This window comes from Ihubacter massiliensis, from assembly GCF_024125305.1.
In the GTDB taxonomy this organism is placed as follows: Bacteria; Bacillota; Clostridia; order Peptostreptococcales; family Anaerovoracaceae; genus Hominibacterium; species Hominibacterium faecale.
The window spans coordinates 730,613-747,398 of sequence record NZ_JAMXVH010000001.1 but is presented as its reverse complement, the minus strand read 5'-3'; the positions used below and the strand labels follow the sequence as shown (position 1 = coordinate 747,398).

Genomic DNA, 16,786 nt, shown 5'->3' with positions numbered 1-16,786 from the left:
CCTCTATTCCTTGGAATACGTTTCGATTTTTTGTTTGGCATTATTTAATATCTCGCTGCACGCTTCATAATATGCAATTCCTTCTTCGAAATTTTTCAGGGCATCTTCCAGCGTGATGTTTTCTTTTTTTAAGTTTTCCGAGCTTTGTTCCAGCTTTGCCAGAATTTCTTCAAACTTCGGCTTGTTTTCAGCTTTGCTCATGGCTGTCCCTCCTTATTTCTGTCACTTCGCAGTCTGCTTCCCCGTCTTTCATAACCAAGGTGATACGATCGTTTTTTCTCAGCTTTTCAGCCCTGCCGACCAATCTGCGGCTGTTATCCAAAACAGCGCTGTATCCTCTGGCCATGATTGCTGCCGGGTTGAAAGATTCCAGACTGGACTTATGCAGGTTGACCTCTTTCTCCATTTGGGCAATGATTCCTAGAACCCGGTTTTGGGCTTGGGATTTTAAATTCTCAATACGCATCTGTTCCATGACGATCCGGCTCTCCAAATCTCTTTTAAAGGCCGCCAGATCCAGGCTTTTCAAATGCATCTGCTGATAGCGGATATAGGAATTGGCGTCTGCTGCCAGCGTTTTCATTAAATTGTCCACATAAATCTTCAGCTCGCCGATATCCGGCACTGCCATAGCTGCCGCGGCTGTCGGCGTTTCCGCCCTCTTATCGGCCGCGAAGTCGGCAATGGTAATGTCCGTTTCATGGCCCACTGCGGAAATAACGGGAATTTTGGACTGGTATATGCTGCGGGCCACGATTTCCTCATTAAAGGCCCAAAGCTCCTCCATGGAGCCTCCGCCTCTGCCTACGATGATAGTATCCGTTTCCGGAAAAAGGCAGTTGACCTGATCGATGGCTTCTGCGATCTGTCCGGCTGCCGCCGGTCCCTGGACCAGGACCGGATAAATCAGCACGTCCGTATAATGATTCTTGCTTTTGATAATCTTCAAAATATCTCGAATGGCAGCTCCGGTTTCCGAAGTAATGACTGCAATCTTTTCCGGAAAAAACGGAATTGGTTTTTTATGGGCAGCGTCAAAAATCCCTTCTGCTTCCAGTTTTGCTTTCAGTTTTTCAAAGGCAACGGAGAGGTTTCCCAGGCCGGCCACTTCAATATCGCGTATATTGAGCGAATAGCTGCCCCCTCGTTCGTACAGATAAATGTATCCGCTGGCCGTGATTTCCATCCCTTCTGAAAGCTCATAGCGCAAAGCTTCAGCTCGCTGCTGCGGGAGAAAGCAGTTGAGCTTGCTGTCTGCATCCTTCAGGGAAAAGTAGACGTGGCCGGAACCATGAAACTTCAGATTTGAAATTTCACCGACCACGGATACGTTTCCAAGGAGCGGATCGGTCTGCAGGATCCGCTTAATATATCCGTTCAGCTGTGAAACTTTGATTGGTTTTATAGCCATAATTTCTTACCCCCAAGAAGCGCGATACCCACAGCATTGTCCTGGGACAGCCGCTGCTGCCCGAATTCTACGGATATCCCGGTATTGGAAAAATGTCTTTTCAATTGTCCGCTAATGCAGCGGCTGGAGGAAACTCCTCCGGTATACATAATGTTAGTTATCGACGTCTCGTTGCTGGCCTTTTGCGTAATTTCGATTAAAATGCGGGTTATTTTATCAAACAGCTCCCGCACCAGCTCGGCTTTTTCTTCTTCTGTGGAAGCCTGCTGCATCATCAACTCGGCTTGTCTGCCGCACTGGGTTTCGATACCGGACAGATTGAAAAACAAATCGTCTGCCGGAATCTTTTTCAAATAGGCAGATGGCTTTTCAGCACCTATGGCCAGCTGGTCCATTTCTTCACCCGCAGGAAAATTCAGGCCTAGTTTGACGCCGACCCGATCGATCACCTGTCCGAAAGAAAGATCTTTAGAGCCGCCGATGATTTGAATATTTCCTTCGTTGACTTCCAAAAGTTCGCAGGTGCCGCCGGACAAATGGTAACACAGAAAACGTGTTTGATGGGAAAGCCCGGAACTGGACTTGATTGCTTCAATGTGTCCTTCCTGATGGGAAAAGGTAAAAAATGGCACCTGGAGCGCCGCTGCCACGGCTTGTCCAAATCCGATTCCGGCTTTGAATACCGGCATATAGGAGCCTTCCTGCGGCCTTGGCCGGTCAGAACAGGCGACTGCTGCGATACGCCGGGCCCTGTCGTCTGCCAGCGCTTCTTCCAAAAGCTTTGGCAGGTTTTCCACATGCTGAAAAAGGGCGTCTGACTGTCTCAGCCCTCGTTCGCCCTGTTTTACATGCAACAGCTTTCGCAGATCGCATAAAATCTTACCCTGTGCATCTGTAATCGCTGCGGAAGTCTTGTAATTGCTGGTATCGATTCCCAGCACATAGTCCCGATTCCTAAGCATGTTTCTGTTTCACAATCTGGCCCAGCACTCCGTTGATAAATTTCCTGGAGTCTTCCGCGCTGTATTTTTTGGCCATATCCACCGCTTCGTTAATTGCCACCGCATCAGGAATATCGTCCATGTAAAGAACTTCTCCCATGGCCAGTCTGGTTATGGCCAGATCTACTTTTGCCATCCTCTGAATGTTCCATTTGGAACTGCTCTCATTTAGCTTAGCATCGATCTCAGGCAGATGCTGTATGACCGCATTGCACAGTTTGATCGCGTAGGAAAGCTGATGGTCGTTCTTAAAGTGGTCGTCGATATAGTTGTTTTTTATCTCATCGCTGTAATCGTTTTGAATCTCCATCTGAAATAACAGCTGCATCAATCGTTCTCTTGCTTCGGTTCTAGTCATGTATTGGGGCCTCCTCCTCGGGTATGTGGACTCCCTGTACATTGATATTTACAGCTTCTACCGTCATTTCCGTCATGGATTCCACTTCTTTTTTGACGTGTTCCTGGATATTCCATGCAACAGCCGGTATATTCACCTGGTAGTCCACAATGACGAATATGTCTATGATCACACCGGCCTCACCCTGAGAAACCTTTACGCCCTTGTACAGCAGCTCTTTGCCTAAAAAGTTTTTTGAAAGCGCATTGGTCAGGCCGCCGGCCAGCTCCGCCACACCATCCGTCTTTAAGGCAGCATTTGCTGCGCAGACGGCGATTACCTCATCGGAGATTTTCAGGGTACCGGATTTCTGTTCATTTACCACATTCATTCATTTTCACCTCGGGACTTATTATAACAAATTTACCCCGTGATTACAATGTCTAAAACTTGCTTTGAATAACGATCTCCGGTGCTTTTCTGCCGGTTTCCCGCATGATTACGTCACAGATTTTTGCCACATCAGACTGATTCAAGTCCTGTTTATTAACGGTAACGTTGACACCGCTATCTGTGATCAGAACCAGACATTCGGGTAGTTTTTTTGTCTTAATCGCGTTTTCTACATTTTGTTCCTGCTCCATATATTTGAGCAGCTTTAGCTTTTGCTGTGTGGCGCTTTCTTTTTCCGAGCTGCTGTCGGCTGTGGTTTCCGCATCGGTCAGCATGGAAATAACTTGATTTCTGTCCATGTTGATGGTAGCGCGCATTTCTTCGAAATAAGTATCTGTATTCTCCAGGTCACTGACGTCATCAGAAGTGACGGGCGCAGGTTCTTTTGTTTTTTCAGTTTCTTTTTTATTTTCCTGGGCAGATGTTTCGCTCTCATTCTTAACATTAATGCTGTCCACAAGAACATCGCCGTCGTGCTCGGGAATATCCTGATTGCTCTGCGCCGCGTCCGGCGACGGGAATACACCTCCGATGGCCGTTACCACCCCCAGGCACAGCGCCACCACCAGCGCCCCGCCGATCAATTTTCTATGTTTTTTTATCTTTTCCCAAAAGTTGTGCTTTTTCATGATTCACTTCCTCCATCCTTTTTAGTTGTATTGTCTTTTTCAAAGACCATAACACTGGACACCGGTATGTTGAACACGGCTCTCACTGCATTGACCAGATTATTCCTTACGACCGGATCATCTGCACCCTCTGCGGTTACAATGACTCCTGTGATCTGGTCTTTTTCACCATATTGCAGCATCACATCCACAGCACCTACCCCCTTAATGTCAGTCAAAATGCTGCAAAGCTGTGCTTCGGTGCCGCCGTCGTCATCGATGATCTGTTTCCGCCCATCTTTATTCTGTGTAAATACGTCAAAAGAAAGCAGCGCTACAGAGATGATGATGAGTATGGCGATGATCTTTATTGCCAGATCCTTCATCTTTGGATCTTTTTTTAATTTTTCTAGCATTGTGATCACTCTCCTTATATATATATTTCACCTTCTGCCGCTTATTCCAGCAAAATCAAAAGCGGCGACAATATCGTAGCCATCACCACCAGGGAAAAAATAAACTTAATGTATTTTTCCATTCGGGAGGTGGGCAGCAGCATTTCGATAAAGGTGAGGGCCAGTATGAGTATAAAGATGTTCTTCACCCATTCTTTCATCATTTCCATAGGGTGCCTCCTCCGATGCCGATGATGATGGTCAAAAAAATCAGAAACATGAGCGCGCATAGGGACAAAATAACGGCCATGGTGATAACTGAGCTACCCATTTCACCCAAACTGTCTGCAATCTGTTTGTTACCGATTGGACCCACTAGAATAGCTGTGATTTTGTAAATAACCGCGATCGCCAGAATCTTCAATACTGGCATGGCAAGCAGACATAAAATGATGATAATTCCCAGCACACCGATCCCATTTTTTATTACAGCCACACAGCTTAAGACCATGTCGATGGAATCGGCTGCAAAGCCGCCCACAATAGGTACAAAGTTATCCACCGAATAACGAGCCGTATTGACCAGGAGTCCGTCGGCGGTTTTTGTTACCAGCCCCTGAATGGCAGTTAATCCGGCAAAGATGGTGACGGCTAGCCCGGTGAAGAAGACCGCTGCCTTTCGCAGAAAGATCGCCAGTCTGCTCACATAATCCTTTTCTGTCAAGCTGTTAATGAGAATAAAAATGCTGGAAATAAAAACAATGGGCAGAATGAACTTTTGCAGTGCTGTATTAAAAGCGGTAATGGCGCCGATGATAACCGGATTGAGCACTCCTCCGGAGGAAAAACCGCCCATGCTGATCAGCAGCGGTATCATGATCGGAAGAAGGATCTGCATGGTTTTAGTCATGATGTTGAGTGTATCCAAACATGCGTCGTATGTCGTCATGAAGTTTTTTAAGCAAAGAGTAATGACTAAACAGCTGCATACAACTGTCCCCAAAGTAGACACCGGTTTGTCCCCAAAAGAATTGGAAAAATTTTTAAGCAAACCCATCACAATGCAAATGCTGATGATTTCCACGCCCAGTATCAGTCCCGCCTTGATTTCATATAAAAAGACGTCGAGGAGGTTGTTCATGATGACCTCCGAGTCAAAGAGCGGTTTGCCGTCGATAAAGCTTTGAACAATATCATCGGTGGACATGGAAGAAAAAAGTCCGTTGCTCTGTTTTGCCGCATCGTCCATGATCTGTTCCAGCTCGGAGAGGTCCATCTTTCCCATTTGTTCTTGTAAGATCGAATCGTAATCCAAATATATTCCCCCTTACAGCACAGAATTGATCAGTTCCAGGATCGCCAGGAGGATAGGCATGGACAGATAAAAGATCACAATTTTTCCTGCCAGCTCCACTTTTCCTGCGATGGCGCTTTCCCCGGCGTCTTTACAGAGCTGTGCTGTAAAGTCAGCCAGATATGCCACCACCAAAACTTTTATAATAATAGGAAAGAAATTTTTCCCATAAGTCATTTCTCCATACACAGTTCCCAAAAATTGAAACACAGTAGTCAATTTGTCCAGCGCCATGAGAAAAATAATGATCACGGTAGCCAGAACCACGTAGATGGAAAATTCAGGCTTGAAGTTTTTTACGACGGCTGCCATGATGACTCCGCCTATGGCGATGGCAACGATTTTCATGATTTCCATAGGCTGTCCCCCTTAAAACTGAAACAATGTTTTGACTGTGTCAAAGAATTCACTGATCATCTGGACGACCAGGAAGAGCACGATGACGATTCCCGCCAGGGTAGTCATCATGGCCTGCTCTTCCCTGCCCGCCCGGATCAGAATTTGATTGAGCACGGCTATAGCGATGCCGATCGCCGCAATTTTAAATATAATATCGATATCCATCATAGATTTATCTCCTGTTTTGCTGTTAAATCAAAATGATCGCAATGACGATGCCGATGGAAAATCCCAAGCCTTTGTACATCTTTCCCTTGCTCTCTTTCTCCTTGGTCGCCTGCTCGATTTGATTTTCCAGCTTAGTTTCTGTAAGGGCAAACATAGCAGCCTGTCCTTTGATGTCGCTTTTCCCCAGCTGCAGTCCCAAATCTTTGAGAATGACCAGATCCTCGCCGGTCAGACAGCTGCCGCTCTTTTCGTAAGCGTACTTTACGGCCTGTTCCCAGCATTGTTTTAAATCCAGACTTTCTTTCATGGAATCGCTGCACCTTCGCAAGAGATCCATTGCCCGATTATCCTTATATGAGGCGATACGTGCAAAGGCATTGGGGAGAGGATCCTTGCGATAGCTCATCTCGGTCTGCAGAATGTGGATCATATCCTTAAGATCCGCCAGGTCTTCCAACCGGGCGCTGTATGTCTGCGCTTTCAAAAGCCCCAGTCCTCCGCAGGCAAAGACGATGATCAGACATAGAATTCCCTTAAGCATGAAGGACCTCGTCGATGGTACCCGTCCGCGGATCGTTGGTCAGAAACACAATCCTGGAAAAAACGCCTTTCGAAACCAGCGGTCCAATATTGGAAGCGATCACGTCATCGTAATTTTTTCCGTGAATCGTTGTCAGAATGCTGACACCGGCACAAACAGCCGTTTCGATGGCAGAAACATCCTCAGTTTTCCCGATTTCATCGGTGACCACCACATCCGGTGACATTGCCCGAATCAGCATGGTCATCCCTTCTGCTTTGGGGCATCCGTCCAGCACATCGGTCCTGGGCCCTAAATCATAGGAGGGTTTTCCCAAGTAAGAGCCGGCAATCTCCGAGCGTTCATCACACAGACCTACTTTATAGCCCTTGTAGCTGAGTACGCGCACCAGATCCCGAAGTAATGTGGTTTTACCGCATTTGGGCGGTGAAACAATCAAAGTGTTGGCGAGCAGGCCGTTGTTTTTGTCCAGAATATGAGGGATCACCCGATCTGCCACGCCGATGATCTCTCTGCTGCGTCTAATGTTGAGGGATGAGATTTCCTTGATCAGGCAAACTTTCCCCTTGTCCAAAACGGCCCTGCCGCAGACTCCGACTCTGTGCCCGCCTTCGATGGTTATGTAACCCTTTGCCAGTTCTTCTTCATAGGCATAATAGGAATAGTTCAGCAGGTTATTTAAAATGGTATCCAAATCTTCTCTGGTAACCAGCGCATTTTTTTTCAGCGCTACTACGATTTCCTGATTCTTTGACAGGACCCGTATATCATTTTCAGCCTTTATTCTGATTTCCTCCAAATTATTGAGAATTGTTTGCGGCAGATCCATGACCGGCCCCCTGATATTATCCGGAAGTTTATTTAAAATTTGTTCCAAGTTGTTCATCAAAACACCCCTTTTCCCTTTTGTTTATACATCATATTCCTGGGACAAGGTTTTATTACAGATTTTTTTAGATCAGGGTCAGAAAAAAGAGAGCGGCCCGCTCTCACAATCTATAGTTATTTTTTGCATAAAAAAAGCAACCATGTACAGATTTTTATTCTGTAATGCTTGCTTAAAAGTGGGTACTTTTAAAATTCTGCTGTCACAATACTGCCGGTCCCACCCGGTGACAACTTGGTTTTGCAGTCTATACGGCTGCTTGTTTTAAGGCTTCTTTGTCAACTTTCTTTTCTTGCAGATATTTGCCCCAATCCAGGGCTCCGCCTAAATCTCTTTCGAGGATCTCGAAATGGCGTTTTGCCTGCTGATCCAGCGCCGATGTGCGTTTGTCCAGTTCTTCTCTCAGAGAATTTATCTGTGCTTGCAGATCGTTTCTCAGAGAAGTTGTCCGGGTTTCCAGATCTTCTCTAAGGGAAGTTGTCTGGGTTTCCAGATTGGTCACTCGCACTTTCAATTCCTTTACTTCCTCATAAATCAAAGTCAACATGTTCTTTAATTCCTGCTCCATACTTTCACCTCCTTCTTTTTTTCTTAATTCTAGCACATCTTTTACGAGCTTTCAAGCAATATATGTTATTTTATGTAATTAATTTACAATATTTTCATGTAGATCGTAATCAAGGCAATCATTCTTTGATCCGCCCCTTCTCCACATTGGGCATGATGAAATGATGATAGGCGTAGTTCCATAAAGTGTCCGAGCCTTCTGCAGTTGCCTGGTTTCGTTTGAGGATTTGGGATAAATGGATGTTCCGCTCTGCCCAGGCTTTTCCGTCGGTCTCTGCGTTGAGCATAACCGGCTGAATGTTGTCCATAGCATGGGCGAACTTTGCTTCCGCTGTCTCTCCTTTTTCAAATTCATCCCATAAAGCTCGCATCTTCTTTCCCTGATCCTGCGGCAGCAACCCGAAAATCCGCTCGGCCGCCTGTTCTTCCCGCTGCCGCTGTGAAGCTTTGCCTGCTTCATCATAAGCATAGGTATCACCAGCGTCAATTTCCACCAAATCATGTATCAGCAGCATGGATATGGTTTTTAAAATATCGATGTTTTCATTGGCATACTCGCTCAACAGTAAGGTCATGATCGCCATATGCCACGCATGCTCGGCATCGTTTTCCATTCTTTCTCCGCTGGATATGTAGGTCTGCCGGGTAATCTTTTTCTCCTTGTCGATCTCTTTAATAAACGAAAACTGTTTTTCTAGTCTATCTATTTCTTCCTTTTGACTGTTCATGTTTGCTCCTTTCGTAGTCCTTGCTCTCCCAAAATGGGAGCTGCCACATAAATTGGCAGCTCCCGATCAACTATTTTTCCGTATCTTTTTCTTTCGCCCGCTTTTCCCGGCGGGATTCTTTTTCATCTCCGTCGTTGTCCTCAGAATCTTCGTCTTCCTTCTTCGGCATAATATACAGCTTAACCTTCTCGATTCTTCGATCCTTTACGGATTCAATTTTGAAAATGTAATTTTCAAACTCGATAATGCGGTCTTCATCCTCATCTTCATCCGGTATCTCACCCAGAATATCGATGATAAAGCCGCCGATGGTCTCACTGTTCTCTGACTCCAAATTGATATCCAGCTCCTCGTTGATATCGTCCAGATCAGCAGCGCCGTTGAGCATATAGGTATTTTCATCGATTTGTTCGATTTCAGGCTCTTCTTCATCGTATTCGTCATCAATATCGCCCATAACTTCCTCGATGATGTCTTCCATAGTGACAATACCAGAAAAACCGCCGTACTCGTCGATCAAAATCGCGATTTGCTGTTTGGTCTTTTGCAGTTCAAAAAAAAGTGAGTCAATATTCTTTGTCTCCGGTACAAAATACGGTTTGCGAAGAATGGCCGCGATGTCCACGTTTTCAAATCCAGTATCCCTTGCCTTAATCAGATAGTCTTTGATATTGAGGATACCGATGATCTTGTCGCTGTCGTCATCGTAAACCGGAATCCTTGAATAGCGCAGCTCCATCAGTTCGTCAATATATTCCTCAGTGGGGTCGTTGATATCGATAGAGAACACTTCTGTACGGGGCGTCATCACCTCATAGGCCAGTTTGTCATCAAAGGCGAAGATACTGTTAATCATCTTCTTTCCCTCTTCTTTCAGCACGCCGCTCTCCTGCCCGACTTCCAGCATGGACATGACTTCGTCCTCAGAAAACTCCTCGTTATCCATGTCCACCTTCTGCCTGGTAATCCGCAAAAGCACATTGACCGATGCCGACAAGAACCAAACAAAAGGTTTGGAGCAAAAAGCGATGGCGTTAATCGGCCGAACCACCAGCATGGCAACCCGTTCAGAGTGCTGAAGGGCAATCCGTTTTGGAAAAAGCTCACCGAGAACCAGGGTAACATAGGACAATATAATGGTCACAATAACCACTGCCAAATCGTTGGCAACCGTTTTGGAAAGGCCAAAGCCCATCAGCCAGTCACCCAGATCGTCAGACATGCCCACTGCAGCAGAAGCGCTGGCCAGAAAGCCCGCCAGGGTAATGGCAACCTGAATGGTCGACAAAAAAACATTGGGATTCTCCAGAAGTTTCTGCACGGCGATTGCCCGCTTATTCCCCTCCTGGGCAAGAACTTTGATCTTGTTCTTGTTCACAGATACGACTGCCATTTCCGCCGCGGCGAAAAAGGCATTGATGATAATTAAAACAAATAGAAACAGAAATTGGACCGCCAAAGGCGACCCGGGGTCAGAACCTGACATTGGTTTTTACTCCTTTCGCTTTCGTAACATAAAGTTTGCACTGACTGGATGCTCCATCTTGATTTGAAGGATTTGCTGGGGATGGGGCGCCGATTCAATGGCATTTCCTTCTTCATCCAGCAGCACTTCCAGTGTTTGTTTAAAAAAATCGGTATGGGGGCCGAAGACTTCGATCTCCTCCCCTACCGTCATTTTATTTCGTTGTTCCACAATCGCCATCCCGGTTTGAGGATCGTAATCCTTCACCACACCGATAAAACTATAGTTTCTCGTATAGGCACTGGTCTGGTAGTTCTGATCCTGGTTGGTGGGCTGGTTGTAATAAAAACCGGTGGTGAATTCCCGATGGCTGACCTTTTTCAATTCATCCATCCATTCCTTGCGGAATTCATATCCGGCAGGGTCCTGGTAATAAGCATCGATCGCTTTTCGATAAGCCCCGACAACTGTAGCAACATAAAAGCTGCTCTTCATCCGGCCTTCGATTTTGGCAGATGCGATACCGGCCTCCACCAGATCGGGAATATGATCGATCATACACAGATCGCGGGAATTGAGAATATAGGTGCCCCGCTCATCCTCTTCTATGGGATAATATTCGCCGGGGCGCTGTTCCTCCACCAGCGCGTATTTCCACCTGCACGGGTGGGCGCACTGGCCCCGGTTGGCATCCCGTTCGATCATAAAATTGCTGAGCAGGCAGCGGCCCGAATAAGAAATGCACATGGCCCCCTGAACAAAGGCTTCCAGTTCCAGATCCGGCTGCTGGGCCCGCAGATGACGTATTTCATCAAAGGTCAGCTCGCGGGCCAGCACGATTCTTTTTACGCCCTGGTTCTTCCAGAACTGCGCCGTCTTGTAATTGGTCATATTGGCCTGGGTGGAAAGATGAATCTCCGCATCCGGCATCACCGCCCGAATCATCAGCATAATACCTGGATCAGAAACGATGAAGGCGTCAATCTCCAGCGCTTTAATCTTCAGCAGATAGTCTTCCAAGGGAAGAACATCCTCGTTATGGGCAAAGATGTTGAGGGCCAAATAACACTTCACATGATGGGCATGGGCGTATTGGACTGCCTCCTTCATCTGTTCGATGGAAAGATTTCCGGCACCCGCCCGCAGGCTGAACAGCTCGCCGCCGAAATAAACGGCATCTGCGCCGTAATCCACTGCTGTTTTTAATTTTTCCAAATCTCCCGCAGGAGCAAGTAATTCTAGTTTGTCCATATTATCCTTTCAATACACTAAAAGAAACGCCGTCGCCGATGGGAAGGAGCGACGTGTCGGCACAGTCGGTCTGTGTGATATGGGTGAGAAAATCCCGCAGTTTACGGATATGGGTCTTGTGTTTTTTTCGCGGATCGTATTCTTCGGAAACGATCATACCTTTTAAGAGCACATTATCGCAGACGATGACAGCCTCGGAAGAGCATATGGGAAGTGTTTTATCCCAAAAAGTGCGGTAATTGCTTTTGGACGCATCGATGAATACAAAATCAAAGGGGCCGGTGAGCTGATCCAGTACTTCCTGGCCCGGCCCCAGGATCACCTGAACCCGATCCTGAAGTCCCAGCATTTCAATATTTTTTCTTGCTGTCATGCCGATTTGAGGGTCGGCTTCGATGGTGATAATCCGGCTAAAAGGACAGGTCTTTGCCATACAAGCTGCCGAATAACCCACCGCCGTACCGATCTCCAGGATTTTCACCGGTTTTCGGATGCGCAGAAGATTCATCAAAAACGTCTCCGTGTCCCTTAGAATAATGGGAACATTATCCTCCTCCGCCTGCTGCCGCAAAAGGGCCAGGCGGCTGTCCATGGGCTGGTATAATGCGTCGATATATGCAGTAACTTTATCGTTTATAATATTCATTTAATACCATTTATTTTCCTTGACAATTTTCTGGTGCTCTTCATAAGTCTTGGAATAGAGCACCTCTCCTTTTTCTGTGGCAAAGAAGAACAGATAGTCGCTGGGTTCATAATTGAGGCAGTCATCCATCGTCCTTCGCGGTACTGCACAGATTGGGCCTACAGGAAGCCCCTTATACTTATACGTATTGTATTTGGAGTCCACCTGAGTTTCCTTGATGGAAACCTTGACTCCGGTCCGGTCCAGGGCATACAAAACGGTAATATCGCTCTGAAGAGCCATGTCTTGATCCAGGCGGTTTTTAAAGACGCCTGCAATCTTGGGCCGGTCAGCCTCAAAAAGGGATTCCCGTTCCACCACAGAAGCAAAAGAAAGGAACTGGTGAACGGACATGTTCAATTTTGATTTTATGTCGCCCTTGATGGGTGTCAGTTCTTCGTCCATCTTGTCCAGTATGGTTTCCGTAATTTTTTCAATATCCGGGTCCTTTTCAGAGAGGAAATAGGTCTCCGGATAGAGATAACCCTCCAGCGGGTATTTCAAGTCCTTATTGAGCAAATCATCGGTCAGGAACCAATATTTTTCAATCAGCTTCTTCAAATAGGCTGTGTCCGACCACTTTTTCATAATTGCCTTTTGAGACAAACCCGATTCATCGGCGATGGCTTCTGCGGCCTGGGGAATGGTGGCGCCTTCTATGATCGTGAATTTGGACTGGGAAATATACGCAGGATCCCCGCTGTCCATTGCGGAAAAGATTTCCGTCAGAGTCATATCCTTGCTGAGCACATAAGTATTCGCCTGAATCTTGTCCGGTGATGCCAGCTTGACATAAACCTTTCCGCAGAATTTGTTTTCAACCAGCCCGGCCTCGTCCAGCTGGTTGAGGATCTGCATGACCCCGGTCCCCGGCTCAACGGTAATGCTCACTTTTTCCTGATTGCCAGGATCGGTGGCCGAAATACCGTGCACGTAGAAAAAAAGCCCCCCTGCTAAAATGATTACGATTATCGCTAATATGATCACAAGCCGGATCCCAAGCCCGCCTCGATTACCCTGATTCGCCCTTCTCATCTCGTTTGTCCTCGTTTCTGCAATAATTGCTGATATTCCATCTGCTCCATTTAAAAGTGTCAATGACTTGCCGCCCGTACGGAAAAGCACCCTTGATTGACCGTATAATACGCAGAAAGGGACGCCAAAACGTCCCTCCGGTTTGATTGTTTATTTGGATCTTCCCAGGTATTCTCCGGTTCTGGTATCGATTTGGATGATTTCACCCTCTTCGATGAAAATAGGAACGTGAACGACCGCGCCGGTTTCAACAGTAGCTGCCTTTGTTACGTTGGTGGCAGTGTCTCCTTTTACGCCGGGCTCTGTCTCGATAACCTTCAAATCGACGAAGTTGGGCGCTTCCACAAGGAAAGCGCTGCCCTTGTAGAATTTAATTGTTGCCTCATCATTCTCCCTCAAATAATTCATCGCATCTTCCACCTGTTCAAAAGGCAGAGGAATCTGTTCATATGACTCCGGATCCATGAAGTAATAGAGATCTCCGTCATTATACAGATACTGCATGGTCTTGGTTTCAATATGGGCTTTGGGGAACTTGTCATTGGGGTTGAAGGCTTCTTCTCTGGTGGCTCCCGTAAGGATGTTTCTGTATTTGGTTCTTACAAAAGCAGCCCCCTTGCCCGGTTTAACGTGCTGGAAATCCAGAACAACATGGGGTTCGCCGTTAATTTCAAATGTAATACCTTTTCTAAAATCACCTGCATAAATCATAAATTCTCGACCTTTCTTAAATTTGTATTTTTAATTAGAGTATAATCAGCTCTTTACAAGACTTAGTCGTATTTATTATACCAAAGTCTGTAACGATTGCCAAGTCCTCAATCCGCACTCCGAAATTTCCAGGTATGTAAATACCCGGCTCAATTGTAACCGGCATATATTCCGCCAGAACTTCATCGCTTTTGGTATTGAGGGTGGGAGCCTCATGGACCTCCGTGCCCACCCCGTGTCCGGTGCCGTGAATGTAGTATTCTCCGTAACCGGCGTCTGCGATGATGTCCCTGCAAACCTTGTCCACATCAAAGCATCTGACACCGGATTTGACGGCAGCAAGGCCGGCCTCCTGGGAGCGAAGAACCACATCGTATACTTCCTGCTGATCATCGCGGATGTAATTCATAGCCACGGTTCTGGTCATATCTCCGCAATAGCCGTCCACGACCGCGCCCATATCTATAGTAACCAAATCGCCTTCCATAATCACTTTATCCGTAGGCTCCCCATGGGGAAATTCAGTTCTTGTACCGGAAACGCAGATGGTTGGAAAAGAAAGGCCTTCCGCGCCAAGCGCCAGCAGCACCCGTTCAATCTCACCTGCAACCTCAAGCTCCGTCATGCCTACCTTGATAAAATCCAGGATGTGGGAGAAGCACATATCGCCCATGGCTTCTGCTTTCATGATTTTTAAAATCTCGTCAGGAGTCTTAATCATTCTGTTTTCCACCGAGCACACCCCCTAATCCCAAATCGATCACTTCCGAAAGGATTTGATAGACATCATTGATCATCAGGGAAAACCGCATTTCGCATTGCAAATATTCAGCAGCCAGCGGATCCTGCATCAGGACCATGGAAAGCTGCTGGATTTGGGCCATTGCCTCCTGATTCATCTGGCCTTCCATCATCTGCTGGGCCTGCATGGAAATTTGTTTGGTTTTAAAATCGTTAAGCGTCTGTTCCAACTGAGTATTTCCTTTGATTTTCTCCTTTACAGCCTGATACTGTTTGTATTCTTCTGATTCCTTGATGGCCTGGTTTAATTTGTGGGCCTCATCATATACATTCATTTTATACCTCCAAAAATATCGGCAAAATCACCGGACTTCTCATGGTCTTATTATAAATATAGCTTCTCAGGCCGTCGCGGACGGCAGTTTTCATAGCATTCCAGTCGCGCACGTTCTTTTTGCAGCATTTTTCCAAAATATCCGCCGCCAGATCGCAGGCATCGTCGATGAGCTTTTCATTTTCCCGCACATAGACAAACCCTCTGGAAATAATGTCCGGACCAGAGGAGACGCAATTATTCTGCCGGTCAATGGCAGCGACCACAATGATCAATCCCGATTCGGAAAGGAGCCGCCTGTCTCTGAGCACGATGTTGCCTACATCTCCTACTCCCAGACCGTCAACCATCACGCCTTCGGCCTCCGCCACACTGGTGACGATTTTCGCTTGACGTCTGTTCACATCCAGCTCATCACCGTTTTCCAGAATGAAGATTTTGCTCTCCGGCATTCCCAGGGACTGGGCAATTTCCGAATGCTTTTTCAAGTGGCGGTACTCTCCGTGTACAGGCATGAAATACTTGGGCCGTATGAGAGAGTGCATCAGCTTCAGCTCTTCCTGGCAGGCATGGCCAGAAACATGGATATCGGCAATATCCGAATAGATGACCTCCGCCCCCTTCTCAAAGAGCTTGTTTACCACGTTGGAAACGGTCTTTTCGTTTCCAGGCACCGGTGTGGACGAAAGGATAACCATGTCGCCCTTTTTGATCTTTACAGCCTTATGGTCGTTGGTAGCCATACGGGACAATGCCGACATGGGCTCGCCCTGACTTCCAGTCGTTATGATCACAAGATCTTTATCCGGTATATTTCTTGTCTTGTTGATATCAACCAGCACATTGGCAGGAATCTTAATGTATCCCAATTCCTGGGCCAGAGCCACCACGTTAACCATGCTCCTGCCGGAGACAGCCACTTTCCGTTTGCACATTACGGCGATATCAATAATCTTCTGAATTCGGTGGACGTTGGAAGAGAAGGTGGCGATCAGGATCCTGGTCTGGGATCTGCGGAAAATATCTTCCAGCGTGCGGCCGACCACCTTTTCCGATGAGGTATACCCCGGTCTGGTGGCGTTGGTGCTGTCGGCCATCATCAGGAGCACGCCCTTTGAACCCAGCTCCGCCAGCCTGGCAAAATCGAGGGGTTCCCCGTCCACCGGCGTATAGTCGATCTTAAAATCGCCGGTATGGAAAATCCTTCCGGCAGGCGTGTTGATACAGAGGCAGATGGAATCCACGATCGAGTGGGTGATCCTCAGCGTTTCCACCTCAAAGACGCCCAGCTTGAATTTCTGTCCGGCCTTGATGGGGTGCAGCTTCCCTTTTAATCCGTGCTCCTTCAGCTTGTTTTCGATCAGCCCCAGCGGGAACCTGGTCCCGTAGATGGGTACGTTGAGCACTTTCAGCAGATAAGGGACGGCGCCGATATGGTCCTCGTGACCGTGGGTGATCACGATGCCCTTGATTTTTTTCCGATTCTGAACCAGATAGGAAAAATCAGGGATAACCATATCAATCCCGAACATATCATCATCGGGAAAGGACAGACCACAGTCAATGACCAGTATCTCATCCTTGTATTCCAGGACGGTCATATTTTTTCCGATCTCGTTGAGTCCGCCCAGGGGGATGATTTTCAGCGCTGCTCCGCCTCTGTTGTTATTCGTATTCTGTTGTTTTGTTTTCATAAATTTCCGTTCTCTCTTTTCT

The 16,786-nt window shown here is 46.9% G+C and carries 23 protein-coding genes; all 23 read right to left on the bottom strand.

Annotation, left to right across the window (positions count from 1 at the left end; translation table 11 throughout):
- Positions 1-3 precede the first annotated feature (3 nt).
- The 23 genes from xseB to NIA71_RS03245 all read right to left on the bottom strand — a co-directional run bounded on the left by xseB (position 4) and on the right by NIA71_RS03245 (position 16,764).
- The gene (gene xseB / locus NIA71_RS03355; protein ID WP_148395182.1) at positions 4-201 is read right to left on the bottom strand and encodes an exodeoxyribonuclease VII small subunit; all 198 of its coding nucleotides are present in this window, start codon (positions 199-201) and stop codon (positions 4-6) included.
- Positions 188-1,411 (bottom strand): exodeoxyribonuclease VII large subunit, encoded by a 1,224-nt coding sequence (gene xseA, locus NIA71_RS03350; RefSeq protein WP_148395181.1) that lies wholly within the window; start codon positions 1,409-1,411, stop codon positions 188-190. Before xseA ends, xseB begins: the two co-directional genes overlap by 14 nt.
- Positions 1,402-2,373, bottom strand: a complete 972-nt coding sequence (locus tag NIA71_RS03345) for an O-sialoglycoprotein endopeptidase (RefSeq protein ID WP_148395180.1) — start codon at positions 2,371-2,373, stop codon at positions 1,402-1,404. Before NIA71_RS03345 ends, xseA begins: the two co-directional genes overlap by 10 nt.
- Entirely contained in the window at positions 2,366-2,770 is a 405-nt protein-coding gene (nusB, locus tag NIA71_RS03340) for a transcription antitermination factor NusB (RefSeq protein WP_227755172.1), read from the bottom strand. Before nusB ends, NIA71_RS03345 begins: the two co-directional genes overlap by 8 nt.
- Entirely contained in the window at positions 2,763-3,140 is a 378-nt protein-coding gene (locus NIA71_RS03335) for an Asp23/Gls24 family envelope stress response protein (protein ID WP_148395178.1), read from the bottom strand. Before NIA71_RS03335 ends, nusB begins: the two co-directional genes overlap by 8 nt.
- A gap of 52 nt (positions 3,141-3,192) precedes the next feature.
- The gene (locus tag NIA71_RS03330; RefSeq protein WP_148395177.1) at positions 3,193-3,831 is read right to left on the bottom strand and encodes a SpoIIIAH-like family protein; all 639 of its coding nucleotides are present in this window, start codon (positions 3,829-3,831) and stop codon (positions 3,193-3,195) included.
- On the bottom strand, positions 3,828-4,226 hold the full coding sequence (locus NIA71_RS03325; protein WP_148395176.1) for a hypothetical protein: 399 nt from the start codon (positions 4,224-4,226) through the stop codon (positions 3,828-3,830). The genes NIA71_RS03330 and NIA71_RS03325 overlap by 4 nt, the downstream gene beginning before the upstream one ends.
- A 41-nt stretch (positions 4,227-4,267) precedes the next feature.
- The gene (locus tag NIA71_RS03320; protein ID WP_227755173.1) at positions 4,268-4,435 is read right to left on the bottom strand and encodes a stage III sporulation protein AF; all 168 of its coding nucleotides are present in this window, start codon (positions 4,433-4,435) and stop codon (positions 4,268-4,270) included.
- Positions 4,426-5,520, bottom strand: coding sequence for a stage III sporulation protein AE (gene spoIIIAE / locus NIA71_RS03315; protein WP_253019673.1), 1,095 nt, complete (start codon positions 5,518-5,520; stop codon positions 4,426-4,428). The genes NIA71_RS03320 and spoIIIAE overlap by 10 nt, the downstream gene beginning before the upstream one ends.
- Positions 5,521-5,532: 12 nt before the next feature.
- Positions 5,533-5,916 (bottom strand): SpoIIIAC/SpoIIIAD family protein, encoded by a 384-nt coding sequence (locus NIA71_RS03310; protein ID WP_148395173.1) that lies wholly within the window; start codon positions 5,914-5,916, stop codon positions 5,533-5,535.
- 12 nt (positions 5,917-5,928) lie between these two features.
- Positions 5,929-6,123: a stage III sporulation protein AC gene (spoIIIAC, locus tag NIA71_RS03305; protein ID WP_148395352.1), complete on the bottom strand. Its 195-nt coding sequence runs from the start codon at positions 6,121-6,123 to the stop codon at positions 5,929-5,931.
- Positions 6,124-6,148: 25 nt separating this feature from the next.
- On the bottom strand, positions 6,149-6,667 hold the full coding sequence (locus NIA71_RS03300; protein ID WP_148395172.1) for a stage III sporulation protein AB: 519 nt from the start codon (positions 6,665-6,667) through the stop codon (positions 6,149-6,151).
- Positions 6,660-7,553, bottom strand: coding sequence for a stage III sporulation protein AA (gene spoIIIAA / locus NIA71_RS03295; protein WP_148395171.1), 894 nt, complete (start codon positions 7,551-7,553; stop codon positions 6,660-6,662). The genes NIA71_RS03300 and spoIIIAA overlap by 8 nt, the downstream gene beginning before the upstream one ends.
- A gap of 247 nt (positions 7,554-7,800) precedes the next feature.
- Positions 7,801-8,121: a hypothetical protein gene (locus tag NIA71_RS03290; protein WP_148395170.1), complete on the bottom strand. Its 321-nt coding sequence runs from the start codon at positions 8,119-8,121 to the stop codon at positions 7,801-7,803.
- Between the two features lie 118 nt (positions 8,122-8,239).
- Positions 8,240-8,848, bottom strand: a complete 609-nt coding sequence (locus NIA71_RS03285; protein WP_227755175.1) for an HD domain-containing protein — start codon at positions 8,846-8,848, stop codon at positions 8,240-8,242.
- Between the two features lie 70 nt (positions 8,849-8,918).
- Positions 8,919-10,334 carry a hemolysin family protein gene (locus NIA71_RS03280; RefSeq protein WP_253019672.1) on the bottom strand — a complete coding sequence of 472 codons (1,416 nt, stop codon included), beginning with the start codon at positions 10,332-10,334 and terminating at the stop codon, positions 8,919-8,921.
- Between the two features lie 6 nt (positions 10,335-10,340).
- On the bottom strand, positions 10,341-11,564 hold the full coding sequence (locus NIA71_RS03275) for a peptidase U32 family protein (RefSeq protein ID WP_148395168.1): 1,224 nt from the start codon (positions 11,562-11,564) through the stop codon (positions 10,341-10,343).
- Between the two features lies 1 nt (position 11,565).
- Positions 11,566-12,210, bottom strand: a complete 645-nt coding sequence (locus tag NIA71_RS03270; RefSeq protein WP_148395167.1) for an O-methyltransferase — start codon at positions 12,208-12,210, stop codon at positions 11,566-11,568.
- Complete coding sequence (gene mltG, locus NIA71_RS03265) at positions 12,211-13,284, bottom strand: endolytic transglycosylase MltG (protein WP_148395166.1); 1,074 nt, start codon at positions 13,282-13,284, stop codon at positions 12,211-12,213.
- A gap of 150 nt (positions 13,285-13,434) precedes the next feature.
- Positions 13,435-13,995, bottom strand: coding sequence for an elongation factor P (efp, locus tag NIA71_RS03260; RefSeq protein ID WP_148395165.1), 561 nt, complete (start codon positions 13,993-13,995; stop codon positions 13,435-13,437).
- A 34-nt stretch (positions 13,996-14,029) separates the two neighbouring features.
- Positions 14,030-14,728 (bottom strand): M24 family metallopeptidase, encoded by a 699-nt coding sequence (locus NIA71_RS03255; protein ID WP_148395164.1) that lies wholly within the window; start codon positions 14,726-14,728, stop codon positions 14,030-14,032.
- Positions 14,709-15,071, bottom strand: coding sequence for a YlbF family regulator (locus tag NIA71_RS03250; protein ID WP_148395163.1), 363 nt, complete (start codon positions 15,069-15,071; stop codon positions 14,709-14,711). The genes NIA71_RS03255 and NIA71_RS03250 overlap by 20 nt, the downstream gene beginning before the upstream one ends.
- 1 nt (position 15,072) lies before the next feature.
- Positions 15,073-16,764 carry a ribonuclease J gene (locus NIA71_RS03245; RefSeq protein WP_148395162.1) on the bottom strand — a complete coding sequence of 564 codons (1,692 nt, stop codon included), beginning with the start codon at positions 16,762-16,764 and terminating at the stop codon, positions 15,073-15,075.
- Positions 16,765-16,786: the final 22 nt, after the last annotated feature.